Genomic DNA, 25,013 nt, shown 5'->3' with positions numbered 1-25,013 from the left:
ATACGACGCTTTCCATTCCCAATCCGACATCGAGAATGCAATCACATAAAGACATCTTTATGTCAACATGCGATTTGGCAACGGTGCCGTGGCCTCGGGAATGAGCGGCGCGGATCAGGGCATCCGCTCGACCCACTGCGCGCGCGATGGCCCGGGTTCGAACGGCTCGGCGAAATACTGCGTCTCACGGGCGACCTTGCCGTCGACGAACTCCATGATGCTCACCGTGTGGGAAGGCCGCCCGTCATAGGCGAGCATATATTCGGTGACCCACAGGTCGCCGGCGCCGACGATGCGCCGCACGGTGAAACGCTTGGCGTTCGGCTGCGCGGCGCGGGACGACTGGATGTTCCGCCGCCCGCGGATGCGCTCGCCCGATTGCGGATAGTCGAGCACAGCGTCTTCCCGGTAGATGTCGTGCTCCGCTTCGAAATCGCCGGCATCGGAGGCCGCCCAATGACGGTCGAGCGCCGCGCGTGTCTCCCGGTCTTCCATGCGAACCTCCCTGGCCGTCGCCGCCCGGTGTCCAGCCTACCATATGGCCAGCTTTCGGCGGATCATCGATGGCAGCCAGGAAAGGGGCCGGGCAGGGGCCGTGGACGAATGCGTTCCGGTGTCCGCCCTTGCGACGGTCTACGGATATTTCGTCTGGCTTGGGGCCTGCGAGGCCGGATCGATCTGCAAGGCCTTCGGCAGCGGGAGGCTCGAGCATTGCAAATGGACGTTGCGGGCGAACAGCTTGCGCTGTTTCTGCTCGTGGTCCTTGATGGCCGCCGCCAGCCCCAGGCCATAGGGGCCGATCAGCATGCCGGCGGCCCAGCCGGGGTGCTGTTTTTCGCGCACTTCGTAGTCCGCCGCCGCGGCGCGGGCTTGCTGGCATCCCGCCGATGCCCATTTCGGGTCCTTGTGCGAAAGCGACCCGCCATAGTCGACCGGAGAGTCCGCGCATCCGGCCACTGCTGCGCACAAAGCGGCAACCACTGCGAATCGCATGCTGAGGCCTCTCCTAATTTAGCGCTGAGAGATCACATAACTCTGCCAGCCACAAGGACATCGCAGCCGTTCCTGGCCGATCTCAAAATCTCCGGCTGAGATAGCGCGAGCCGGCAAGCCCGAACCGCCACTCCGACTCCACGCCCTTGGTGAGGCCGATCCGGCGCCCGCTGACGACAGCGGCGGCATCGGTTGTCGATGGCGTGAAGGCGAAGGGTGGTTCGCTCAGCGACAAACGGTTGTGCGAACCGTCGATGCCGAGCGCCTGGCAGAGCTTGCCGGGGCCGGAACAGAGCAGCCTTTCATCCGTGGTGCCCCGGTTGGCCTGCATCTGCGCGATGCCGGACAGCGGTTGCATCGCCCGGATCAGCGCCGCGCTGCCCGGCAGGCACACCGCGTTCAGGCACCAGTGCAGGCCGTAGGAGCGATAGACATAGGCGCTGCCCGGCGCGCCATACATCGGCGCATTGCGCGGCGTCTCGCCACGATAGGCGTGCGAGGCCGGGTCGTCGGGCCGGTAGGCCTCCGTCTCCACAATGATGCCGCCGACGCCGTTCAGGCTGAGCGTCGCGCCGATCAGTTCGCGCGCCACTAGAAGCGCGTCGCGCGCGAAGAAATCGCGCAAGGCCTCGGATGACACGGCGCAGGCGCCGTCAGCCGAGGAGATTGCGCGCCGTGCGCATGAAGATCTTCGACCCGATCGGGATCAGGTCGTCCGGAAAGTCGTAGTCGGGATTGTGCAGCGACGGGTGCCGCTCACCGGCGCCGAGGAAGAACATCGCCGATCTGGCGTTGTGGCCGAAGATGCCGAAATCCTCCGAGGCGCGCATCGGCAGGGCCGCCTCGCTGCGCGTCACGCCTTCCTCGTCCAGCGCGCGTTCGAGATGCTCGACCGCTTCGATCGCGTTGACGCTGGCGACGAAGATCTCGTGATAGTCCTGGCGCACGGCAAGGCCATGCGCGGCGGCGATTTTCGCGGCCAGCGCCTCGGCCGAGGCGACCAGCTCCGCCATGCGCTCGTCGCGCCGGGTGCGCAGAGTCGCCCACACCTCGGCATAGCCGGGCGCGATTCCAAACACGGCTTCGCCCATCGCGCAATGCGTGACGGTGACCATGCCGAAATCGTCGTCGGCGAAGGTGCCGCGCCCGAGCTTCGGCAGGGCCGGCATCAGCTCGCTCACCGCCAGCATCGGCGAGGCGCCGGTCTCGGGCATGGAGGAATGGGCGGTCTTGCCCTCCAGCACGATGCGCATGCCGCGCGAGGCGCAGTTGACCGTGCCCGGCTTCACCCGCACCTCGCCGAACGGCACGCCCGGCAGGTTGTGCAGCGAGAAGGCAAAATCCGGCGCGAGCTCGGCAAAGCGTGGATCGGCAACGACGCCGGCCGCGCCATTGCCGGTTTCCTCCGCCGGCTGGAACATCAGCACGACGCGGCCGCGCGCCGGCCTCTCGCGGCCGAACTGCCGGCCGAGCGCGGCAAGGATCGCGGTATGCCCGTCATGGCCGCACATATGCGATTTGCCCGGCACCTGGGACGAATGCTCGACGCCGGAAAGCTCTTCGATCGGCAGCGCGTCGAGCTCCGAGCGGAACAACACCGTCGGCCCCGCCTGTCCGCTGTCATAGACCGCCGCCACGCCATGGCCGCCCAGGCCCGTCAGCACCTTGTCGGGCCCTGTATCGGCGAGGAAGCTCACCACCTCGCGGGCCGTCTTCTCCTCTTCGTTGGAGATCTCCGGCTGCCGGTGCAGCTTGCGGCGCCATTCGGTCAGCTCGACGATGTCGCGATTGGTGAGGGTCATGGTGTTGGGCTCCGCTTCCTTGCCGGTCACACAAACACGATAGGGTTTTTCTCGCGCCGTGCCATGCGGATCAATTCCGATAGGCCATCGGCGGATGATCGTGGTCGCCTCACACGGCCCGCGTGGCCGATTGCGGGCACACCGAGTCGGACCATAGCATCCTTGCATTGGAAGGGGCGGCAGCGCCGCCGCTCACAACTCGAATTCGCCGTGAGAGCCATGCTGCATTATCCCGACGACATGCCCGGATCAAAGACCCTCTTCGAGCGCGCGAAGAAGGTGATGCCCGGCGGCAACACGCGCACCACGGTCTTCGTCGATCCTTTTCCGATCTATGCCGCCAGGGGCGAGGGGTGCCGGGTGTGGGACGTGGACGGCAACGTCTACTACGACTGCATCAACAATTTCACCTCGATGATCCATGGCTACTCGCATCCGGATGTCACCGCGGCGGTGGTCGGGCAACTACCGTTCGGCACTGCCTTCGGCACGCCGACGCTAAGCGAGATCGAGTTTGCCGAACTCCTGGTCGACCGGATCCCGTCCGTCGACCGGATCCGCTTCACCAACTCCGGCACCGAGGGGGTGATGATGGCGATCAAGGCCGCGCGCGCCTTCACCGAGCGGCCGAAGATCGTCAAGATCGAGGGCGCCTACCATGGTTCCTACGACTTCGCGGAAGTGAGCCTGGACAGTTCCCCCGCCAATTGGGGCGACCTGCCGAAGTCGACGCCCTATGCCAGGGGAACGCCCCGCGGCGTGCTGGACGACGTGATCGCCGTGCCCCTCAACGATATCGAAGCCTTGCGCGCCGTCTTCGCCGCACAGGGCGACACGATAGCGGGCGTCCTGATCGACCCGATGCCCAACCATGCCGGCCTCATTCCGGCGCGGCCCGATTACCTTCGCGCCATGGCAGAGATCGCCCATGCGGCGGGCGCGCTGGTCATCTTCGACGAAGTCATCACCTTTCGCCTTGGGTATTCGGGGGCGCAGGGGCTGTGGGGCATCGTGCCCGATCTAACGGCGCTCGGTAAGATCATCGGCGGCGGCTTTCCTGTCGGCGCCGTCGGCGGCCGGGCCGACATCATGGCCGTCTTCGATCCGACCCAAGGCAAGCCCGCTCTTCCGCATGGCGGCACCTTCACCGCCAATCCGGTGACGATGCGGGCCGGTTTGGCCGCGATGCGGGCGCTGACCAGGGAAAGCTTCGCCCATCTCGACCGCCTCGGGGCGTTGCTGCGCGAGGGAATAGCAGCTTCATTCGACAAGCATGGCGTTGCCGGCCAATGCCTCGGCGCGGGCTCGCTGTTCAAGGTTCATTTCACGTCGCATCCGGTCACGGATTACAGGTCCGTCTATCCGGGCAAGGCCGAGAGCAGGAAGCTCGATGCCTTCCACAAGGGATTGCTCGGCCGTGGCGTGCTGTCCGCCAGCTACGGCTTGTTCGCGCTGTCGACGGCGATGACCGAAGAGGATGCGCGAAACATCCTTCACCTCATCGACGAGACCCTGGGCGAAATCGCCGGTCTGCATTGAAAGCGACGGATCGCATATGACGGCTTCCCCTCATGTCGTGGTGATCGGCGCGGGCACGTTGGGTATCTGCACGGCGCTGAACCTCGTCGAGCAGGGCGCAAGCGTGACCGTGCTGGAGGCCCAGTCGATTGCCTCCGGCTCGAGCGGCCGGTCGGTCGGCGTCGTCGGCTCGCAATTCACCGACCCGTTCGAGATCATGCTGCGGGTCCATTCGCTTCGCCGCTTCCGCGAGTGGGAGAGCCAGGGGCTTGGCTTCAACCACATCGGCTATCTTCGGCTGGCGCGCACCTCCGCCCAGATGGAGCTGTTCGCGAAGTCGGTCGAAATCCAGGGTGAGGCCGGGCTGAGGTCGCGCCTTTACCGTGCGGACGAACTCAAGGGGCTGGTTCCCCACATCGACCCGCGCGGGCTCGAGGGTGGATTGTTCGGACCCGACAATGGTTTCCTCGATCCGCACGAGATGTGCAATTTCGTGGCTGGCATCGTGCGCGAGAAGGGCGGCGCCATCCGCCAGTATCGCAAGCTGCTCGGCGTGAAGCGGCGGCCGGGCGGCTACATGCTGGAAACCAACGGCGATCCCGTGGATTGCGACGTCGTGGTCAACGCGGCCGGAGCCTGGGCGCCCCGCGTCGCGGAGTTGCTCGGCCAGCGCCTGCATATCTGGCCCGAGCGGCACGAGGCGGTTGTCATCCATCTCGACGAACCGATTGGCTACACGATGCCCATGGTGATGGACCTCGTGAACGGCGAAGGCACCGGCCTCAATTTCCGCCACGAGAAGCCGGGCGAATTGATTGCCGAGATCCACAAGGTGGAGGCGGTCGCGCCGGAAGACCCCGACAATTACAACGACCAGTGCGAGGAACGATCGAAGGTCGACCTGGCGGAGCTGCTGCTGGAGCGGGTACCGGACCTGCCGGGCGCGCGTCTCGGCCGTGGCTGGGCCGGCCTCTATCCGGTGACGGCGGACCACCGCCCATTCGTCGGACCGATCGATGCCTCCGAGCCGACTTTGGTCACCGCAGCCGGCGCCGGCGGCTACGGCATCCAGCTGGCTCCGGTGATCGGACAGATCGCGGCGGACTGGGTGCTGCATGGCGGGCCGGTTTCCGCGCCCGGCACGGAGAGGCTGTCGCCATCGGCGGAGCGCAACGTCCCTCGCAGCCCCGGCCACTAACCGGCGTACGGCAGGGCAGGGCTGCCGCGATGCCTAAGATGCGACCGTGCATGTTAACCATCAATTAACTATCCGGTCGCCTTTAATGCGGTACTGGTGGATAGTGATCCTGGCCGCGAGCGATCGACCCGTGGCCGCATAAAAGAAGCGACGCAACGCCGTTGCCTGCCGGGGAGGCGCCAGCATCGAGTTCGATGAGGAGCGCCAGAATGAATATCGAAGAAGCGGTCACAGCGGCGACGGCGGGGCCGAGCGCGCTTTTGTCCTGTCTTGGCCAGCCTGTCCTTGCCTATCACGTCACGGCCATCATGCGGGAGACCGATGCCGGGCACGCGCGCGAGATGCAGCTCGCGCTGAAGCGCAGAGGCATCGAGGCCCTGATCGACGACGGGCTGGACGATAGCCAGGCCGAAGCCTTTGCCGCCCAGCTCGACGGATGCGTGTGCCTGACCTGGGACATGCTGCGAGTGTCCGACGGCGCTGCCCATTGAACGCGCCTCGATCGCGTCTCCGTGCCGTTGGATTTGGCGGACGGCAAGGCTCGTGAAGAAACGCTGGCGGGGTGCCATGCCGCATCCTATTGATGCCTGATGGCAACCTTATCGCGAATGGCCCTCGGCCACGCCCTGTCGCTCAGCGGCACCGGCCTTGTGGCCGGCACGCTGTTCTTCGCGGCCTCGCTGACGCCGACGCTGGTCCCGCGGACCTATATGACGCAGGGCGTGCTTGCCGGCTGCTGCTTTGCCGTCGGCTACGGGGCGGGCGTCGCCGCGCGCTGGCTCTGGCGGTATCTCGAGATCCCCGAATTGCGGGCGGGGGCGAGGTCGGTCGCCAATGCGCTGCTCGCCGTCATTTGCCTTGGCGTGGCCATCACCTTCCTGTGGCGCTCGGCCGGGTGGCAGAACTCCATCCGCGCCGTCATGGGCATGCCGCCGGTGGACAGCGCCCATCCGCTGAAGGTCTCGGCCATCGCGCTTGCGACCTTCGTCGTGTTGCTCGTCGCGGCCCGCATTTTCGCCGCTCTGGTGCGTTTCGCCGTCGGCTGGTTGCGCGGCTTCGTGCCGAGGCGGATCGCCAATGTGGCCGGCTTCGCCATCGCCGCCTTCCTGGTGTGGTCGATAGGTAGCAACACGCTTGTCCCGGCTGTGTTCCGCGCGCTGGATTCCTCCTACAGCAAGCTCGACCAGCTGATCGAGCCCGAACGTCCCCAGCCGACCGCCGACGGCAAGACCGGCAGCCCGGCCTCGCTGGTCAAGTGGGAAGAGCTGGGCCGGGCCGGCCGCGAGTTCATCGCCGAAGGTCCGGGCGCGGCCGAGATAGGCGCCTTCACCGGCCGGCCGGCGCGGGAGCCGATCCGTGTCTATGTCGGCCTCGGTGCCGCCTCCGACGCGCGCGCCCGGGCGAAGCTCGCCCTGGCCGAGCTGGAGCGGGTCGGCGGCTTCGATCGCTCGGCGCTGGTCGTCATCACGCCGACCGGCACCGGCTGGGTCGATCCGGCCTCGATGGATGCGCTGGAATATCTCCAGCAGGGCGATGTGGCGAGCGTCGCGGTGCAGTATTCCTATCTCAGCAGCCCGCTGTCGCTGCTGGCGCAGCCCGAATACGGCGCCGAAACCGCGCGGGCGCTGTTCCAGGAGATCTACGGCCGCTGGACGACGCTTCCAAAGGACAAGCGCCCGAAACTCTATCTGCATGGCCTCAGCCTCGGCGCGATGAATTCGGAGCGATCGGCAGGGCTGTTCGAGATCCTCGGCGATCCGATCGACGGCGCGCTGTGGAGCGGCCCGCCCTTCGAAAGCCGTGTCTGGCGCTCGGTCACCGACGCCCGCGATCCGACCACGCCCGAGTGGCTGCCGGTCTTCCGCGACAGCCGCCTCGTGCGCTTCATGAACCAGAGCGGGCCGGCCGTCCCGCCGGACAAGCCCTGGGGGCCGCTGCGCGTCGTCTACCTGCAATATGCCAGCGACCCGATCGTCTTCTTCAGCTACCGCGACGCTTACCGCCAGCCGGACTGGATGAAAGCGCCGCGCGGCCCCGATGTCTCGCCCGAGCTCGGCTGGTATCCGGTGGTGACGATGCTGCAGCTCGGCCTGGATATGGCGGTAGCCACCACCACGCCGATCGGCCACGGCCATGTCTACGCGCCGCAGGATTATGTCGAAGCCTGGTTCGCCGTCCTTGGGGCCCAGGATTGGTCTTCCGCCGACATCGCCCGGCTCAAGCAGCACCTTGCTGAAAAGGCGGCCGCGCGAAGCGGCGGCGGGGGAGGGTAGCTCGCCTCTCGAAAGCCCGGGCTCCTCGCCTCAAGGCCCTTCAATCAGCTGAAGGGTTTGGGTTTCGAAGCAACAGCAGCGCGATCCCAACGACCATGAGTACCGATGCGCCGGCAAGCATCAGCCACTCCATCGTCACGGACCGCCCGTTCTGCCCGAGCACGCGATAAAGACCGTTGATCTCGACCATTTCGCTGTTGGACAGCCGCTTCTTCGGCAGGTTCCGGTCCACATAGAAGTACTTGGTCATGCTGTTGAATTCGAGCTCGTCGCCGTCGAACATTTCGGTCGGCGTCACGTCCGAGGTGACATAGCCGTCATAGATGAGTTCCCGCGTCGCGCGGATGTCGACGGTGTCGAAATCGGGCGTGATGGCGCCTGGATGGAACCAGCCCGGCGAAAACACCGTCACCTGTCCGGTGCGGCGCAGATGCGTGACCGGCTGGTTGACGATCGCGACTATCCTTTGCTGGGCCTGCGCGGTTTGCGCATTCAGCGCATCGACCTGTGGAACGGTCCACAGCATGGCGTACGCAACCATCAGAAGAATAGCCGCCACGCCAGCCAGGCCCGGCAGGAGGGCACCATTGCCGCGCGCCGGCCCCGGCGCGTGGACGGGCGGCGCGGCCGGCGCGCCGATGGCGCGTCCGCGTTGGCCGAACCTTGCGCCGGGCGAGTCCACGACCTTCATGCGCCGATCTTGGACGCAGGCGCGCTAACGCGGCCTTAACGGATCGGGGCGCAGGCGCGAACCGCCGCCGCCGGGCTTTTCGGATGGTTCGTCGACCGTCGTTCCGGCTGGAACGCGCAACCGCCAATTTCAATTTGAGTTGGGGCTAAAAAACGTGATAGGTCCGGGCGTTGCGGAAGTAATGGGGGTCGAAATGTTAGACAGGCTGGAACCTGGTACAAGGCGCCTGTTTGCGGCAATTGCCATGGTTTTCCTGGCGGCGTTCGCTGTCTACGCCCATGTCGCCAGCCCGATCGACTGTAATGAAGCCAAGTCAAATGAGAGAATCGCGCAGGCCGGCAACTAGCCTTGGGATTTGGACTTCCTTGCGTCGAGGAAGATACCTGCGGCTTGCTGACGGCGGCAAATATCAAATGGAGATGCTCTTTACATGGAGATGCTGTTTTGATGGCTGCGATTCGAACCGGTTTCATATGGAATTCTGACTGATCAGTTGAAGCTTACGCTTGCCGAAACACGGGGGTGTTTTGATGCAATCAGGCGACAATTTCGGGTACATCGCCTATGGCGAAAAAGAAGGCTACCATCGCGGGGCGCTGATGAGCGCCATGAAGCTGCTGCATCATTGCCCGGGCGCGAACATCATCGTCGCCACCGACAAGCCCCGGATTTTCAGCGGCTATCCGATCCGGACGCTCGAGCTGACCGCCGAGCAGAAAAGCCGGATGTCCTTCAACGGTAGCTACGGCTTCGGGATCAAGGCCGCCAGCACCATCAAATTGCTGGAACACAGCGAGCGGTTGTTGGTGCTCGACACCGACATGTACCCGATGGGCGACATCTCGGCGTGTTTCCGGCGCATCACGCCGACGCGTTCGCTGATGCGTCTGCGCGAGGGGCAAAAGAAGGACTACGAAGCTCTCGCCGGCAAGGGGATCCGCATCGGCGATTACACGCTGACGGGACGGGAAACGATGTGGAACAGCGGCATCGTTGGCGTGCACCAGGCCAATCTCGGTGCGCTCGTCGACGCCTACGCCGCGCTCCAGAGCGTCTTCGAAGTCGTCAGGGTCCACACGCCCGAGCAGTTTTGCGTCGGCGTCGCGCTGTCCCGCGACGGTCGCACCATCAGCCTGCACGGCCTTCCGGTCTGGAACTACCAGACCGTCGGCAAGAAGATGCTCGCCTTCCAGCGCATCGCCGAATTCTTCGAGGCATATGGCGATCTGCCGGTTGACCGGCAAATCGCCAAGGCGGCCGGCTACCGCCTCTGGCGAACGCCGCTCGACGTGTGGCGGCAAAGGCACCTTTGGTCCCTGTGATCGGTCTGGGTAATATCTCCTCAGGACTGGAGGTTCTCTACAGGCCGTCCTCCGGTGCGCGCCCCAGGCTTCGCCGTGACTGCCTGGCTCAGACACGCCGAAGGAAGAGCATGTAGACGGCTCCGAACAGGAGAACGATGCCGACATTCACCGAGAGCCGTTCCCAGAACCGGTCTCTGAGGAACAGGAAGTCGACGCCGACGATGACCACCACCATCACCAGCACGTAGAGCGCGACCAGCACACGACTGCTCATTGCCGCGAGCTCCTCTTTCTTGGGCACTTGCCGAGCAGATAACGCGCCCGCAAGGCAGGGCAATGATCTGGTGAATCCGATCTTTTCGCGAAACGAACCTCCCCGGCCGGATGACGCGGCTTTCGGGGCTCGGCGTTGGCGTCACGCTCACCATCTTGTGATCGTCGACGACGGAGCGGCGTCGGCGTTCGATCGAGAGATTCACTGTAAAGCGCTGAAATGCTTAACACCATTTTCATCCGGCTGCCGTAACCACTAGAGCAATTCCAGGAAAAGTGCGTGGCGGTTTTCCGTCCGGAATTGCGGCGAAACAGATGGCACGGCATTTCGAACGGTTTCTTGCAGGCTCCATTCCCACGGGGCAGAGCGAAGCCGTGGCCGCCGGCATCCTGCGCGACCAGCTGGCCGATCTGAGGAAGGGGATTTTCATCTCCATGCCGGTCGGCACGGTGCTGTCGGCCCTGATCCTGGCCGTGCAGCTCCTGGAGGGCGGCGGTCTCTCGGCGGTGCTGTGGTTCGCGGCGGTCAGCATGCTGAACGGCGCTCGCATCGCGCTTGCCCTTTCCCGGTCGAACACGGCCGGCAGTTGGCCGCAGACGGTCGGTGCCCGGCTTTTCCTCTATGGCGTGCTGGCGCTCGCATCGGGCATCGCATGGACTTTCCTGGCGGTGCTGACCCATGGCTACACCACGCCCCAGGCGCCGCTCTATCTGGTTGTCGTGGCGGGCCTGTCGGCCGGTTCCGTCACCTACAGCGCCTCCTACGCGCCAGCCTCGATCAACTTCATGGTGCTGCCGCTGCTGGTCGTCGCCGGGTGCGTGCTGGCCAAAGGCGACATCGAGAACTACGTCCTGGGCTTCACCATCGTGCTTTTCCTCGCCGGCATGATCAGGAGCGCGCTGCTGGGAGAATCGCGCTTCCGCGAGACGAGCCGCCTCAAATACGAGGCGCGCGAGTTCGCCGCCGAGATGCAGCGCAACTCCAGGCGCGATCCGCTGACCAACCTGCTCAACCGGCATGGGCTGGAACACGCGATCGGCCAGCTCGGGCCGGCCGATGGGCCCTTCGTGGCCATGCTGATCGACCTCGACGGCTTCAAATCCGTCAACGACACCTACGGCCACAACATCGGCGACGACCTTCTGGTCAAGGTTGCGCGAAGGATCGAGGAGCATGCGCCGCAGGGGGCGACGATCGCGCGCATCGGCGGCGACGAGTTCGTGCTGCTGTTTCCCGCCGGCGCCTCCGCGCATCCGGCCGGGCATCTCGCATCGACGATCATCGCGGCCATCGCCTATCCGGATCCGGAGCTGAACTCGGTGCGCGTCGGCGCCTCGATCGGCATCTACCAGTCGGAAAAGCCGAGCTTGACGGAGATGCTGCTCAGGGCCGATTTCGCGCTCTACGCAGCCAAGCGCAGCGGCCGCAACGAATATTGCCTGTTCGACGCCGACCTCGACAGCGCGCTGGAGCGCAAGCACTGCATCGAGCGCGACCTGCGCGGCGCCATCGAGGCCGGCGCGCTCTGCTCCTGGTTCCAGCCGCTGGTGCGCCTCGACACCGGCACGGTTGTGGGCTTCGAGGCGCTGCTGCGCTGGCAGCACGGCATCCATGGCGCGATCTCGCCGCCCGAGATCGTCACGGCCGCGCGCGAGACCGGCATGCTGTCGCTTTTGACGGAAACGGTATTCCTCAATTGCTGCTCCATGATCGAGGCGCTGGTGCGGAGCGGCCGCCGCGATGTGCGGGTGGCGATGAATCTCTCGCCGCGTGAGCTGGAGGCCGGCAATGTCGACGACATGATCCTCGATATCGTGGGGGCGAGGGGCGTGCCGGCCGCCATGCTGGAGATCGAGATCACCGAGGAAGCGCCGGTCGACCGCGACCGGGTCGACGAGAAGGTCGGCCGCCTGGCCGATGCCGGCATCTCGATCGTGCTCGACGATTTCGGCACCGGCTTCTCCACCCTGGTCTCGCTGAAGGACAGCCGCATCCGCAAGATCAAGATCGACAAGGACTTCGTGCGCGACCTTGCCAAGTCGGTCGAGGACCAGGCGCTCGTCAAGGCGGTCATCGATCTCGGGCGCACGCTGGGCATAGAGGTGATGGCCGAGGGCGTCGAGACCGACGCCGACCGCATGATCCTGCGCTCGCTCGGCTGCATGGTTGCCCAAGGCTATCTGTTCTCGGCCGCCCTTCCCATCCACGACGCGCTCGCATTCGACGCCAGGCGAACCGGGGTCGCGGAACTGCCGCTGCGCAAGCCCCGCAGCGGCAGCGCGGCCTGAACCGGCATCGCCCGGCTAGCTCAGGCCCGCGCCAGCTCCTCGACCTCTTCGTCATCCCTGCTGTCGGCAATCACGGTGGCGACCGGCGCCGACAGCGTCCATCGCACCAGGCCGGGAAGCCGCTCCATGGACGCGCTGCCCGACAGGCCGGTGGGCACGACGCGCTGCAGCACGACGCTGCCGAAGCCGCCGCCGGGCTCGGCCCCGGCGGGGGCCGCTCGCTGCGGCCAGCGTTCCTCCCAGGTCAGCTCGAAGTCGCTCCTGCCGTTGGCGCCTTCCGTCAACCGCCACGTCACTTCGACCGTTCCGGCCCCGCCCGACAGGGCGCCATATTTCGTGGCGTTGGTGCCGAGCTCGTGCAGCGCCATGCCGATATTCTGCACCGCGTTCGACCGCAGCGTCACTTCCGGCCCGGATAGCGTGATCCGGTCTTCATGCCCGAAGGGCCTCAGGTGCTCGCGCACGAGGTCGGACATTCCCGCACCGCGCCAGTCGTTCAGCACCAGGAGATCGTGCGAGCGCGACAGCGCCATGATGCGTTCGCGGATCCGGTATTCGAACGCGCGCGGGTCGGTCGCCCGCTTGCTCGTCTCGCGGATCATCGACAGGATCACCGCGTACTGGTTTTTGACGCGGTGGTTCACCTCGCGCATCAGCACCATGATGTGCTGCTCGCTCGCGCGTCTCGCCGTGATGTCGGCGGCCATGCCGAACCATTGCTGGATGGCGCCATCCTCGTCGAGGATGGGGATCGCCCGCGACAGCGTCCAGCCTGCGGTTCCGTCGGCGCGCCGAACCCTGTGCTCGAGCTCGAAGGCGCTGCGCTCCTCGATCGCGCGGTCGATGGCCGCCTGGATGCTCGCCCGGTCTTCCGGGAAGAGATATTCGTCCCGCCACTGGATGGCCGGCCCCTCGACGGTCGACAGGAAGCCGCGCCCATCCAATTCGTGCATTTCCTGCCAGTCCGGGCTCATGCGGTAGATGACGTCGGAGCTGGCGTTGACCAGCGCCCGGAAGCGCTGCTCGCTTTCGCGCACCCTTGCCGCGGCGAGCACGCGCGCGGTCGTTTCCGAAACGATGCACAGCACCGCCTCGACCGTTCCGTCCTGTGCCCGGACCGGGGAATAGGAGATATCGAAATAGACTGTTTCGCCCACCGCGCCCGATCGCTCGATGTAGAAGGGCCGGTCCTTGGCCGAGAAGGTCTCGCCGGTTTCGAGCACGCCCGACAGCAGCGGTTCAAGGTCGGTCCACAGCTCCGCCCAGCTTTCCCTGGCCGGACGCCCTAGCGCGCGCGGGTGCTTGTCGCCGATCGTCGGCGCATAGGCGTCGTTGTAGAGGGCGACGAATTCCGGCCCGCAGAACAGCACGATCTCGGCCCGCGCGGCGAGCATCAGCTCGACCGTCGTCCTGAGGCTCGGCGTCCATGACCCGGTCGGCCCCAATGGGCATTCGTCCCAGTGGTAATCCCGGATCAATCCGGCGACCTCGCTGCTGCCGCGAGGCCAGGTGTTTGAAAGGAGCCCGTCCGCCATAGGCGGATTAACGCACGACAGCGCTTAAGTATCCGTACCGTGAGCGAAATTTCTGCCGGCGACAGCGATTGGGGCAGGGCGGGCAACGGAGGACCGCCCGACCACCCGCGCGACGCGACCTGGAGGCGGGGCGCGCACCCCGTCCGCCCGGCGACCACTGCGTGAAACCTTTTGATTGCGGGGCCGTTGTCGGGCGATGTCCCAAGCCGCAGCCAAACCCGAACCGGCCGATAGCGCCGAACCCATCGACGCCCGCCAGCAGGACGCGCAGTCCCCGCCCGTTGTCGAGGCCGCTTCGGAAGTGGTCGGCGAGGCCGCGCCGCCGCCGCCCGAGGAGATCGAGCCTGGCCCGCAGCCGACGCCCGAGGAAACCGAGAAGGCGCGCAAGAAATACCTGCTCAGGCGTTTCTGGATCAGCGCGCGCGGTTATTGGAGCCGGCGCGGCGACAAGCTCGCTTGGCCGTGGACGATCGGCCTTCTGGCGCTGATCTGCGCCAATGTCGGCTTCCAGTACGGCATCAATGTGTGGAACCGCTCGATCTTCGACGCCATCGAGCAGCGCAACGCCCATACCGTCTATTTCCTGTCCGCCATCTTCGTGCCCATCGTCATCGGCAGCATGAGCCTGGTGGTCGCGCAGGTCTATCTGCGCATGACCATCCAGCGCCGCTGGCGCTCCTGGCTCACCACTTCGGTCATCGGCCGCTGGCTGGCCAATGGCCGCTATTACCAGCTGAACCTCGTCAGCGGCGACCACCAGAACCCGGAAGCCCGCATCGCCGAGGACCTGCGCATCGCCACGGAATCCCCGGTCGACTTCGTCGCCGGCGTCACCAACGCCTTCCTGTCGGCCTCCACCTTCATCGTCGTGCTGTGGACGATCGGCGGCGCGCTGACCGTGCCGCTCGGCGGCTCCAGCGTCACCATACCGGGCTTCCTCGTCATCACGGCGGTGATCTATGCGGGCGTGACCTCGACCTCGATGGTGGTCATCGGCCGCCATTTCGTCGAGCTTTCCGAGAAGAAGAACCAGGCCGAGGCCGAGTTCCGCTACACGCTGACGCGTGTGCGCGAGAATGGCGAGAGCATCGCGCTGCTGGGCGGCGAGGAGGAGGAGCGCAACAGCATCGACAGCAATTTCGCCCATGTGCTGAAGCAATGGGCGATGCTGGCCGGCCAGCATATGCGAACCACGCTGGTGTCGCAGGGCTCCAGCCTGTTCGCCCCGGTGGTGCCGGTGCTGCTTTGCGCGCCGAAATTCCTCGAAGGCTCGATGTCGCTGGGACAGGTGATGCAGGCGGCGTCGGCGTTTGCCCTGGTGCAGGGCGCGTTCGGCTGGCTGGTCGACAACTATCCGCGCCTTGCCGACTGGAACGCCTCGGCCCGCCGCATCGCCTCGCTGATGATGTCGCTGGACGGGCTGGAGCGCGCCGAGCAGAGCGACGCCTTCGGCCGCATCAATCGCGGCGAGACCAAGGGCGACGCGATGCTGAGCCTGAACAACCTCTCGGTTTCGCTCGACGACGGCACCGCCGTGGTCAAGGAAACCGAGGTCGCCATCGAGCCCGGCGAGCGGGTGTTGGTGGCCGGCGAATCCGGTTCGGGCAAGTCGACGCTGGTGCGCGCGATCGCGGGCCTCTGGCCCTGGGGCGGCGGCAACGTCGATTTCAACAAGGACAAGCGCATGTTCATGCTGCCGCAGCGCCCCTACGTGCCGTCCGGCACGCTGCGCCGCGCCACCACCTATCCGGGCGCCGCCGACAGCTGGGAGCCGCAGGAGGTGCAGGCCGCGCTCGACAAGGTGGGGCTCGGCCATCTCAAGGACCGTATCGAGGAAGAGGCGCCCTGGGACCAGACGCTGTCGGGCGGCGAGAAGCAGCGCCTGGCCTTCGCACGCCTTCTGCTCCACAAGCCGGACATCATCGTGCTGGACGAAGCCACCGCCGCGCTGGACGAGAAGAGCCAGGACCGGATGATGGAGACCATCATCAAGGAGCTGCCCGACGTCACCATCATCAGCGTGGCGCACCGCGTCGAGCTCGAAGCCTACCACAGCCGCAAGATCACGCTGGAGCGCCGCAAGGGCGGCGCCAAGCTGGTCAGCGACATCGAGCTCATCCCGCGCAAGCGCAACCTGATCAAACGGGCGCTGTGGGGCAGTGGGACGAAAGGCAAGAAAGCGGCGTGAGGTTTCCTCGCCCTCACGTGGTTGGGGAGAGGGCTCTCAAAACCGCGACCTCCGCGATTGCCATTTCCTCGCCCCCACGAAAGTGGCTAACGTACACACACATTTCCAACCGGCTGGTCTTTGGCGATAGCAAGCATGGCAGCTTGGCGCATGCATTGTCTAGTGTAGCGCGGGTCGACCCCCACTCCGTCTCGGCTTCGCCGAGCCGCCTCTCCCCGATCGACGGGGTAGAGGAAAGCCGTCATGGTTTTTTGCCGTCAACGCTCGCCCAGCAACGCTCCCTTCCTTTCCCTCCGGAGGGGGGAAAGGTGGCGCTGCGAAGCAGCGACGGATTGGGGGAGCCACCTGGCAATCAAAGCTCGGCCTGATCAGCCGCGCCAGTCACAGAAGAAGTGTGCATGCCGTAGACGGCAGTGGGGGGAGAGGTGGCTCGGCGAAGCCGAGACGGAGCGGGGGACGCCCACGGAGATTTACTCCGCCCTGTCGGCCAGCACTCTTCTGCCCGGTCCAAAAATACGCCAGACTTTCGAACGGATCGTCCGCCAATTCGAGACCCCATTCAGGAAATGACCATATGAACACCGTCGAAACCTTGCCCTATCTGTCGTCGGCCTTTCTCGAACGCCTGGCGATCCCGACGAGCGACATGGTCGACGCGATCGAACGCATGATCGTCGGTCAGCGGCGGGGCGAGGTGTGGTGCGCGCCGAAGGCGGCGGTGATGCCCGGCGACGACCGCTACATCATGGCCACGCTCGGCGTCGCCTCCGAGCCGCCGGTGCTGGCCACCAAGTCGCTGGTCGTCAATCCGCGCAACGCCCAGCGCGGCCTCCCGACGCTGAATTCGCTGATCACGCTGCTCGACGCCGAGACCGGCCTGCCGCTCGCCCTGGTCGACGGCAACTGGGTGACGGAGAAGCGCACGGCCGCCTTGAGCGCCGTAGCCGCCAGGCGCATGGCGAGGCCGGACGCCTCATCCGTCGCCTTCATCGGCTGCGGCGTGCAGGCGCGCGGCCATTTGGAAGCCTTCGCCGACCTCTTCCCCTTGAGCGAGATCCGCGCCTTCGGCCGCGGCGCCGCCAACCGCGACGCGCTGTGCCGGATGGCGCGGGACCGAGGTCTGCAGGCAATCCCTAGCGACACGCCAAGGGCCGCGCTGGAAGGCGCCGACATCGTGGTGACGACGGTGACCCTGGTGCCAGCGCCCACGCCCTTCCTCGACGCGACCTGGCTGAAACCCGGAAGCTTCACCGCCATCACCGACCTGGCGCTGCCCTGGCAGCCAGAGACGATGCGCCGCTTCGACCGGATCATCGTCGACGACCTGGAGCAGGAAAGGAAGATGCAGAAGCCGATGGTCGACCCTGCGATGGTCGCCGGTGATTTGACGGGGTTGGTTTGCGGGGATGTTGCCGGGCGGGAGGGCGCGGGGGAGGCCACGGCGTTCGTGTTCCGGGGGATCGCGGTGGGGGATTTGGCGGTCGCGGGATTGGTGTATGAGCGGGCGAAGGGGGCTGGGGCGGTTGGGTAGAGGGTGCAAGGATGCGGCTTGTGCTGAACCAAGAGGGCTCGTGCATCCACTGCTGAAGAGCCGCTGGAAGTAAAGAGCCGACGCTGAGGGCGTAGGGCGCCGCATGTCAGCGGCCTGTTCTCGTCTCCGTACAAGATCTATTCATCGATTAGATCTTCAAATTCAAACTCAGTATCCTCCAGTGCAATGGTCGAGATACGTCGCTCCAATCTCGCTATAGCTCTACCGATATCAGGATCTCCAATCCTCTCTTCCGCCGTTCGCAATAAGTTAATGGCTCTGTCGAAGACAACTCGGCTGCCGGTTAGCTTTGCTGTCTCAATTCCGACCTCACAGTATGCTACGATTATGCCTTTTACGTCTCGATATCGAGCAACTGCGTCGGCTGCGATCTCCTCGGCCTTTCCAATCAGAGCGATCCGATCTTCCGGCATCAACCGCTTAGAGCGTACAGCTCTGGCAATTGCCAAACTAATCCGATAACGGGCAGTGGGGGCGTCTAACGAGAATTCTGAGCCAAAGACCTTAATTTCAGTATCAGCAGCGTCGAAGTGCCCTAAGTCGATCAAGTTACGGATAAGTCGATGGCGAGGTACCCTTTCGCCGGGGGCTGCTGATATCATCTTCCTTAAAAGTACATTTTGTTGCTCTTTGTCGGGAATAAGAGCTATGCCGGCACCAACATTGCAAAGACTGCGTATTGTCCTTATTTCTATTTTATAACTGGGTTGAATCGAGCTTACTATAAGGCTGAGTAAGTCGTATCTCTTTTCTGTGTCATAATATTTATGTTCAGCAATAATATCCATTATAACCTTATGGCGCCCTCGCCATGCGTATATACCGCGATTTTCGTCCACGGTCTCCTCATAGATTATATCCTCTAAACCAGACAAGATTGAACCAATGTGGCCGGCCGAGAGTCCCAGTAACCTAATCACAAGTTGCCTATGAACATGAACGCCAGCAGACTCCATGGCGGCTACCACCCGATAAATGCCTTGAAGCGTCGGGTCCAGGTCGGCAAATTCGCGTAAAATAATATCGTCAAACTTTTCTGAAGAAAAAATGTTTTTAAGGCAAACAAACATGTCTGCCTCGCAGCGTTGTATTAGTCTTACCCTTTTTTCATGCCTAGTGTACCCGAGAAAATTTTTCTCTACTAATCGTTTTAGTTCCGGAACCATATCGACAAGATTTAAAAGTTTGTCGACCTCGGTGCCGCTAATTCTATTTAACAAATATATCTCGGATGACTTAAATAGAACGGGAGTTTTTATCCGAGGACCCCAATTGTGGTTCGTAGACGCAAGGACTATTTTAAGGGAAGTATTCTCGGAGCTGTTCAGTAGCTCAAGTAGGGTGTTGATTCCAGTAAGTTCCTCGTGTGCATCGTCAACAAACAGAACGCCAGTCTGGCTGTTCTTCGCGAGAAAATCAGCAACCTCATTCCATCTTCGAGGCAGGAAGGGCTGATCAGGGAGGTGTTCCCATGCGATCAACCCGTTGTCGACTAAGGTCTTGATGGTTTGCCGCGCTGCGGTTGTCTTGCCGACACCGCTCGGGCCTAAGATCACCGAAACGAACTTTTCGGTAGTGCGAAACTGCGTCACGATTCGGTCAGCCGCTACGCGCCTGAAGGTCAAGGCGTGTTTAATATCCCCATAGGTGGCGGGTCGACCATTGTACATAGCCGCGACATTTGGCGGTTGAGACTCTAGGGCGTGTCCCACGTCCTGCGTTGAAGGGCGTAGAGCGGTGACGTGATCCAATGGATCTGGTGAGGTGATCTTCTCCCGAGAAGGCTCGATACGACCAACCAAGCCCGCAAAGAAGTCGTCCAATCCGCCGAATACGACTTCAATCCCACGAGCCTCAAATAATTCCGCTCGCCCATCATCGCGTGTATATAAAAACAGGGAAATCTTGACGGGGAAACCAGATTTTGACTTCAAATTTAAAGCACGCTGGACCGTATTTCTGATGTCAGGATCGGAAAGGGAATGGCCTATAATTACAAGGTGGCTATTGCCGATGTCGGTTTTCAGGCGATCAAATAGTTGTTCCCTAAATTCCTCAGCTAGATCGTAGTCAGAGTCGGTTAGGATAATGCGAGAGCGATCGCCGAGACTGACGTCTTTGCTAATAGTTCCATGCAACTTCATAAGTTCCGTTGCATCGGCCTGATCATCAGGTTTGCTAAAGTCAAAGTTGGTTGAATATACCCGAAGAGGTCGCTCTCGGCGCCTATAAGCTGATTCGATGAGCTCGTCGTAATTCGTTGTGTAGATGCTCTTCCAATTATACAGTGGAAGATTAAGCAAAGCTCCTGTCGGTCGTAATTTATGGAATTGCTTTTGTAAAGACTCTATTAGACTCCGTCGATCCTTGGTCCTCTGCTCAATAATCCCAGATTGCTCTGCTAAATTGTATGTTTCCGCGCTTACGTGAAAAACAGACTCGAAGTGGTGCTGCAGAGCCGGTACGCTTGGCGCTCCGGAAGGAATTGACGATCCTGAGCCGAATAGAAGCACAGTCCGGGACGGTTGCACGTCTCTTATAAACACTGATAGTTCTGTTGCCACAGCACTGCCCGCCTAACCAAAGGTCCTGAACGGTACCGCATATAAGATCCTCGATGACACATAAATTGGGTATCCCATTCAATTCATGCACAACCTTTTTTGGTGTGAGCAATGGTTGTTGAATGCATCTACGATCGTTCTATTGAGGCTGCGCATTGTTTTGGGAGAGGCATGCGCGCGTTGTTAGCCCGCCTTTGTGTATCCATCATCGGCGCACCCATGTTCACGCAAACACGCAGTACGATCGGATATTCTGGCTATGCTCTCACGGTCTAAGCGCCAACCGCGTGGGCAATTCAACGTTAATAACGATGGGGCCACGTCTCAGCGCGTGGGTAACTCGCTCTTGCCAGCCGCAACGCTGCAATCCCTAACCCTTTCCAATCAGTCCCACCGCATCCGCGCGCGCCTTCGCCGAAAGCTCCAGTATCGCCTTCTGCGCCTCCGCCACGGCCTCGACCGGCCACTTGGCCCTGATCCTTCCCATCGCGTCGGCAAGCAGGGCCTCGTTGACCTCCTCGATCGAATAGCCGAACGGCCAGCCTATGCGGTCCAGAAGCGGCTTTACCTTGCCGGTTCCGTTTATCTGGTCGATGGCGATCACCAGCTTGCCCTTCGCCCGGGCGTAGAGCGAGCCGTGCAGGCGGGGGGTCAGCACGATGTCGGCGTCTTCGAACTGGCGCTCGATCCTGGCCGCGTCGTTGCCCGGTCTCATCACCGTGTCGATCGCCACCGGGTCGGTTCCCGGCAGTTGCGACAGCAGGCGGTTCAGCTCGCCGCCAACCAACTCCATGTTGAGTTTCCTCCAAGATCGAATACAGAGCCATCCAGCGGGCGAGGGGCTCCCGCGCCATCCCACGCTAAACCAAGGCAGGCTTTGTGACGGCTCCCATCGTGAACATGCTCTGGATCGGCGACAGGCTGGGCCGCATCGAGCTGTTGTCGGTCGCGTCGTGGCTGAACTGCGGACACCCGGTGCGCCTCCACGCTTACCGGCCCATCGCCAACGTGCCGGCTGGCGTCGAGTTGATCGATGCCGAAGCGACGGTCCCTTTTGCCGACATGAAGCGCCTGCGTTACACCAAGTCGGGATCCTACGCGCTCGGCGCGAATTATTTCCGCTATCGGCTGCAACTGGCTGGCGCCGGCCTGTGGTCCGATATCGACATGGTCTGCCTGAAGCCGGTGAATTTCGAGGGCGATTGCCTGTTCGGTCTCGAGGACGAGACGCTCATCAACAACGCCATCCTCTATCTCGACGCCGGATTGCCGATGGCCACGGAACTGGCAGGCCTGTTCCGCACCAACCGCTTGCCGCCCTGGACGCGCATGCGGAGGGCGCGCAAGGCCAGGGTGAAGCGCTTTTTTGGCCTTCCGGTGCGGCCGGCGGACCTTCCCTGGGGAACGCTCGGCCCGGCCGCCGTCACCGCACTTGCCCACAAGCATGGGCTGTTCGAAAGGGCGCAGCCCCGCAACGTGTTCTACCCGCTGCACTTCAAGCAGGCCGCCGCTGTCTACGACCCGGCCGTCTCGCTGGAATCGATGCTCTATGAAGAAACGCTGACGCTGCATCTCTGGAACGAGGCGCTGCGCGAGCTGAGGGATACCACTCCGCCGTCCGGCTCGCCTTTAGCGAAGCTCTACGCCCAGTTTGGCATCTGAGCGGCCACGGCGGCGCAGGCGCGCGGCTTCGATCCGCGTGCGCACGATCTTGCCGTTGCATTCGGCGCGGCTCGGGTCCGCCGGCGGGTGCCAGATATGCAGGACTTCGGTGGCCCAGGTACCGGAGCGCCGGATCACGCCGCTGTCCTGCAGGCGGAAGACGAAGTCGATGTCTTCGCCGCCCCAGCCGACGAAGCTCTCGTCGAAGCCTGCGACCGAAACGGCGTCGGCTTTCCAGCAGGCGAGGTTGCACCCCTTGATGCGCCGCCAGACGAACGAGTTATAGTTCCGCAGCCTGCTCGTGGGCAGCCGCACGAAGAGCGCCGTGATCTTGGAGACGTCGCCGGTCAGGCGATACCACAGCACGCCGCGGCGGAAGTCCTTGAAGCTCCACGTGCCCCCGGCCAGCAATCTCCGGCTCAGCCTGCGGCCAAGCAGGATGCGGCTTCCGGTGACGAGGTGCCTCGGCGCGGCCAGGGCGCGATGTTGCGAGACGAAATCGGGCTGCAGGATGCAGTCGCCGTCGACGAAAATCAGATAGTCGCCGCGCGACTCGGCGATGGCCTTGTTGATGATCGCGGCACGACGAAAGCCGGCGTCTTCCTGCCAGACATAGGCGACCGGTATCGGCGCCGAGCCGGCAAAGGCCGAGACCAGTTCGGCGGTGGGCGGGCCCGACCCGTCATCGGCCACGATGACTTCAAAATGACGGTCGGTCTGGCCGGCGAGCGACTGCAACGTCATGCGCAGCGCTTCCGGCCAATTGTAGGTCGTCACGATCACCGAGATGAAGGTGGGATTGGACTGTGTCACGGCAAAACCCTCGACGGGTCATGCCGATGAGCACTATCCCCCAGGACAAGTCCGCGAACTGTGTGTCGGTCGCGCCACAAAACGTGGCGACCCGATATCACATGCATCGATTCCACCCCCGCGGAATAATCACCATCCGGTCACTATTGCGGGCGGCGTTTGCCGTCAATTCACAATAAAAGTGTTGGGCAAGTTTGATCCGGGGCCGGGTGTCAATTCACCCGCCGGCAAGCCGCGGCAGCAGGAAAATCTCCGCCCCCGGCGGCAGCTCCTTGCTCCATGTATCGCGATAGATCGTGCCATCGATCGCCACGGCGATCCCGCGATCGATCCACGGCTCGATGCCGGGATACTGTTCCGAAAGTTTCCGGAACAGCTCCCTTATGTCCTTGGCCTCGACCTCGTGATTGGCCTTGCCGCCGGCGACGGCGCTGAGCGAGCCCCAGAGCGTGACGGCCACCATTGGAGTTTCAGCCTTCCCGCTCCGCGTCCAGCGCCGCCAGGATGCGGGGCGGCGACATCGGGATGTGGGTCATGCGCACGCCCACCGCGTTCGACACCGCGTTGGCGATCGCCGCCAGCGGCGGCACGATCGAGGTTTCGCCCACGCCGCGCACGCCATAGGGGTGGTTGGGGTTGGGGATTTCCAGGATCTGCGTGTCGATCATCGGCAGGTCCGAGCACACCGGGATGCGGTAGTCGAGGAAGCCGGCGTTCTGCAGCCGGCCGTCCTTGCCGTAGATATACTCTTCGTTGAGCGCCCAGCCGATGCCTTGCGCGGCGCCGCCCTGGTACTGGCCCTCGACATAGGTCGGGTGCACCGCCTTGCCGGCGTCCTGCACCACCGTGTAGCGCAGCACGCGGGTCGAGCCGGTCTCGGGGTCGACCTCAATGTCGCAGATATGGGTGGCGAAGGAGACGCCCGCGCCGTCGGCGACGAGCTCGCTGTGGCCGGCGATCGGGCCGCCGGTCTTGCCGGACTGCGCGGCGATCTCCTTCAGCGAAAGCTTGCCGAGATTGCCGTGCTTCTCGCCCTTGGCCACCGCGTGGCCGTGCTCCCAGATCACGTCGTCCGCCGAAATGTCCCACATCTGGGCGGCGCGCTCGCGCAGGGTCTTGATTGCGTTGCGGGCGGCCGAGATGGTCGCCATGGAGGAGGAGAAGGTACCGCGGCTGCCGTCGGTCATGTCGTTGTAGCCGAGGGAAGACGTGTCGGCGACGATCGCCTTCACCTGGGAATAGTCGATGCCCAGCTCCTCCGCCGCCACCAGCGACAGCGACGCGCGCGAGCCACCGACATCCACCGTGCCGACGGCCAGCGAGATCGAGCCGTCCATGCCGATGTTCAAGTCGACGCAGGTCTGGCCGCCGAAGTTGAACCAGAAGCCGCAGGCCATGCCGCGCCCCTGGTTGGTGCCGAGCGGCGCCTTCATGTGCGGGTGGTTCTTCACCGCCTCCAGCGTCGGGCCGATGCCGATCGGGCCGTAGACCGGGCCGTAGGAAGCGCGCGTGCCTTCCTGTGCGGCGTTCTTGATGCGGAAGTCGACCGGGTCGATGCCGATCTCGCGCGCCAGCTCGTCGATGGCGCTTTCCACCGCGAAGGCTGCCATCGGCGCCGAGGGCGCGCGATAGGCCGCCGTCTTCGGCCGGTTGACCAGCACTTCGTAGCCCACCGTCTTGACGTTATCGAGCTTGTAGCAGGCGAACGCCGTCATCGCGCCCACCTCGGCCCAGGAGCCGGCATAGGGGCCGCAGGTGTAGCGCAGCGTCGCTTCGGCGGCGGTGATCGTGCCGTCCTTGCGGGCGCCGATCTTGACGTCGATCGAGGTGGCGCTGGTCGGGCCCGACGCACGGAACACCTCGTCGCGGGTCATGACGAGCTTCACCGGCCGTCCGGCTTTCCGCGACAGCGCCAGCGCAATGGGTTCCGCCCACACATGGGTCTTGCCGCCGAAACCGCCGCCGATCTCGGAGGAGGTGACGCGCAGCTTGGAAGCCTCCAGCCCGAGCAGCTGGGCGCAGTGCTGGCGGTAGACGAATGGCCCTTGCGTGCAGACCCACAGGTCGGCCGTGCCGTCGGGGTTGACGCTCGCCACGCAGGCATGCGGCTCGATATAGCCCTGGTGCGTCTGCTCGGTCTTGAAGGAGCGCTCGATGATGAAATCGGCGTGGCCGAAACCCTGGTGGACGTCGCCATGGCCGAACTGCGTGCGCTTGCAGACATTGGACGGCTTGACCGGCTTTTCCTCAAGGCCCTCCGTGAAGATGGCCTCGTTGACCAGCGGGGCGTGGTGCTGCATCGCCTCGTCGACATCGGTCACATGCGGCAGCACCTCGTAGTCGACCTCGATCAGCTTC

General features: G+C 63.9%; 21 protein-coding genes. 9 read left to right on the top strand and 12 right to left on the bottom strand.

Going from position 1 to position 25,013, the window contains the following annotated elements:
* Positions 1-114: 114 nt before the first annotated feature.
* From Q0L57_RS11305 to Q0L57_RS11290, 4 genes are all read right to left on the bottom strand, one after another.
* Positions 115-495, bottom strand: a complete 381-nt coding sequence (locus Q0L57_RS11305; RefSeq protein WP_296742615.1) for a nuclear transport factor 2 family protein — start codon at positions 493-495, stop codon at positions 115-117.
* Between the two features lie 138 nt (positions 496-633).
* On the bottom strand, positions 634-993 hold the full coding sequence (locus Q0L57_RS11300) for a hypothetical protein (protein WP_296742614.1): 360 nt from the start codon (positions 991-993) through the stop codon (positions 634-636).
* Positions 994-1,075: 82 nt separating this feature from the next.
* Entirely contained in the window at positions 1,076-1,633 is a 558-nt protein-coding gene (locus Q0L57_RS11295) for a DNA-3-methyladenine glycosylase (protein WP_296742612.1), read from the bottom strand.
* A 13-nt stretch (positions 1,634-1,646) separates the two neighbouring features.
* Complete coding sequence (locus Q0L57_RS11290; protein WP_296742611.1) at positions 1,647-2,795, bottom strand: amidohydrolase; 1,149 nt, start codon at positions 2,793-2,795, stop codon at positions 1,647-1,649.
* A gap of 219 nt (positions 2,796-3,014) precedes the next feature.
* On the opposite strand from Q0L57_RS11290, the gene Q0L57_RS11285 reads away from it, so the two are divergent.
* The 4 genes from Q0L57_RS11285 (at position 3,015) to Q0L57_RS11270 (ending at position 7,784) form a co-directional block, all read left to right on the top strand.
* Complete coding sequence (locus Q0L57_RS11285) at positions 3,015-4,334, top strand: aspartate aminotransferase family protein (protein WP_296742656.1); 1,320 nt, start codon at positions 3,015-3,017, stop codon at positions 4,332-4,334.
* Between the two features lie 16 nt (positions 4,335-4,350).
* A complete protein-coding gene (locus Q0L57_RS11280; RefSeq protein ID WP_296742609.1) occupies positions 4,351-5,511 on the top strand; it encodes an FAD-binding oxidoreductase in 1,161 nt (386 codons plus the stop codon).
* A gap of 209 nt (positions 5,512-5,720) precedes the next feature.
* The gene (locus Q0L57_RS11275; RefSeq protein ID WP_296742607.1) at positions 5,721-6,002 is read left to right on the top strand and encodes a hypothetical protein; all 282 of its coding nucleotides are present in this window, start codon (positions 5,721-5,723) and stop codon (positions 6,000-6,002) included.
* A gap of 99 nt (positions 6,003-6,101) precedes the next feature.
* Complete coding sequence (locus Q0L57_RS11270) at positions 6,102-7,784, top strand: alpha/beta-hydrolase family protein (protein ID WP_296742606.1); 1,683 nt, start codon at positions 6,102-6,104, stop codon at positions 7,782-7,784.
* Between the two features lie 40 nt (positions 7,785-7,824).
* Here Q0L57_RS11270 and Q0L57_RS11265 read toward each other — a convergent pair whose 3' ends face one another.
* On the bottom strand, positions 7,825-8,475 hold the full coding sequence (locus Q0L57_RS11265; protein WP_296742604.1) for a hypothetical protein: 651 nt from the start codon (positions 8,473-8,475) through the stop codon (positions 7,825-7,827).
* Positions 8,476-9,005: 530 nt separating this feature from the next.
* Between Q0L57_RS11265 and Q0L57_RS11260 the strand changes: the two genes are divergently transcribed.
* Positions 9,006-9,797, top strand: coding sequence for a hypothetical protein (locus Q0L57_RS11260; protein ID WP_296742602.1), 792 nt, complete (start codon positions 9,006-9,008; stop codon positions 9,795-9,797).
* Between the two features lie 88 nt (positions 9,798-9,885).
* On the opposite strand, the gene Q0L57_RS11255 is transcribed toward Q0L57_RS11260, so the two are convergent.
* The gene (locus Q0L57_RS11255; RefSeq protein WP_296742601.1) at positions 9,886-10,053 is read right to left on the bottom strand and encodes a hypothetical protein; all 168 of its coding nucleotides are present in this window, start codon (positions 10,051-10,053) and stop codon (positions 9,886-9,888) included.
* Between the two features lie 314 nt (positions 10,054-10,367).
* Between Q0L57_RS11255 and Q0L57_RS11250 the strand changes: the two genes are divergently transcribed.
* Positions 10,368-12,341 (top strand): EAL domain-containing protein, encoded by a 1,974-nt coding sequence (locus Q0L57_RS11250; RefSeq protein WP_296742598.1) that lies wholly within the window; start codon positions 10,368-10,370, stop codon positions 12,339-12,341.
* A gap of 20 nt (positions 12,342-12,361) precedes the next feature.
* On the opposite strand, the gene Q0L57_RS11245 is transcribed toward Q0L57_RS11250, so the two are convergent.
* Positions 12,362-13,876, bottom strand: coding sequence for an HWE histidine kinase domain-containing protein (locus Q0L57_RS11245; RefSeq protein ID WP_296742596.1), 1,515 nt, complete (start codon positions 13,874-13,876; stop codon positions 12,362-12,364).
* A 196-nt stretch (positions 13,877-14,072) separates the two neighbouring features.
* On the opposite strand from Q0L57_RS11245, the gene Q0L57_RS11240 reads away from it, so the two are divergent.
* Together Q0L57_RS11240 and Q0L57_RS11235 are read left to right on the top strand one after the other, a co-directional pair.
* Complete coding sequence (locus Q0L57_RS11240; protein WP_296742595.1) at positions 14,073-16,064, top strand: ABC transporter ATP-binding protein/permease; 1,992 nt, start codon at positions 14,073-14,075, stop codon at positions 16,062-16,064.
* 574 nt (positions 16,065-16,638) lie between these two features.
* The gene (locus Q0L57_RS11235; RefSeq protein WP_296742592.1) at positions 16,639-17,595 is read left to right on the top strand and encodes an ornithine cyclodeaminase family protein; all 957 of its coding nucleotides are present in this window, start codon (positions 16,639-16,641) and stop codon (positions 17,593-17,595) included.
* A 137-nt stretch (positions 17,596-17,732) separates the two neighbouring features.
* Here the strand turns inward: Q0L57_RS11235 and Q0L57_RS11230 are convergent, their stop codons facing one another.
* On the bottom strand, positions 17,733-20,129 hold the full coding sequence (locus Q0L57_RS11230) for an SIR2 family protein (protein ID WP_296742653.1): 2,397 nt from the start codon (positions 20,127-20,129) through the stop codon (positions 17,733-17,735).
* 421 nt (positions 20,130-20,550) lie between these two features.
* The gene (locus Q0L57_RS11225) at positions 20,551-20,973 is read right to left on the bottom strand and encodes a hypothetical protein (protein ID WP_296742590.1); all 423 of its coding nucleotides are present in this window, start codon (positions 20,971-20,973) and stop codon (positions 20,551-20,553) included.
* 86 nt (positions 20,974-21,059) lie between these two features.
* Between Q0L57_RS11225 and Q0L57_RS11220 the strand changes: the two genes are divergently transcribed.
* Entirely contained in the window at positions 21,060-21,842 is a 783-nt protein-coding gene (locus Q0L57_RS11220) for a hypothetical protein (protein WP_296742587.1), read from the top strand.
* Here the strand turns inward: Q0L57_RS11220 and Q0L57_RS11215 are convergent.
* From Q0L57_RS11215 to Q0L57_RS11205, 3 genes are all read right to left on the bottom strand, one after another.
* A complete protein-coding gene (locus Q0L57_RS11215; RefSeq protein ID WP_296742584.1) occupies positions 21,810-22,655 on the bottom strand; it encodes a glycosyltransferase family 2 protein in 846 nt (281 codons plus the stop codon). The two genes, Q0L57_RS11220 and Q0L57_RS11215, sit on opposite strands and share 33 nt — an antisense overlap.
* 217 nt (positions 22,656-22,872) lie before the next feature.
* Entirely contained in the window at positions 22,873-23,118 is a 246-nt protein-coding gene (locus Q0L57_RS11210; protein ID WP_296742581.1) for a MoaD/ThiS family protein, read from the bottom strand.
* A 7-nt stretch (positions 23,119-23,125) separates the two neighbouring features.
* A partial coding sequence (locus Q0L57_RS11205; protein WP_296742580.1) for a xanthine dehydrogenase family protein molybdopterin-binding subunit occupies positions 23,126-25,013 on the bottom strand: 1,888 nt, incomplete at its 5' end.

Origin of the sequence: Mesorhizobium sp. (genome assembly GCF_024509055.1) — a bacterium.
In the GTDB taxonomy this organism is placed as follows: Bacteria; Pseudomonadota; Alphaproteobacteria; order Rhizobiales; family Rhizobiaceae; genus Mesorhizobium.
The sequence above is the reverse complement of the archived record's forward strand: the minus strand, read 5'-3'. Positions and strand labels throughout refer to the sequence as shown.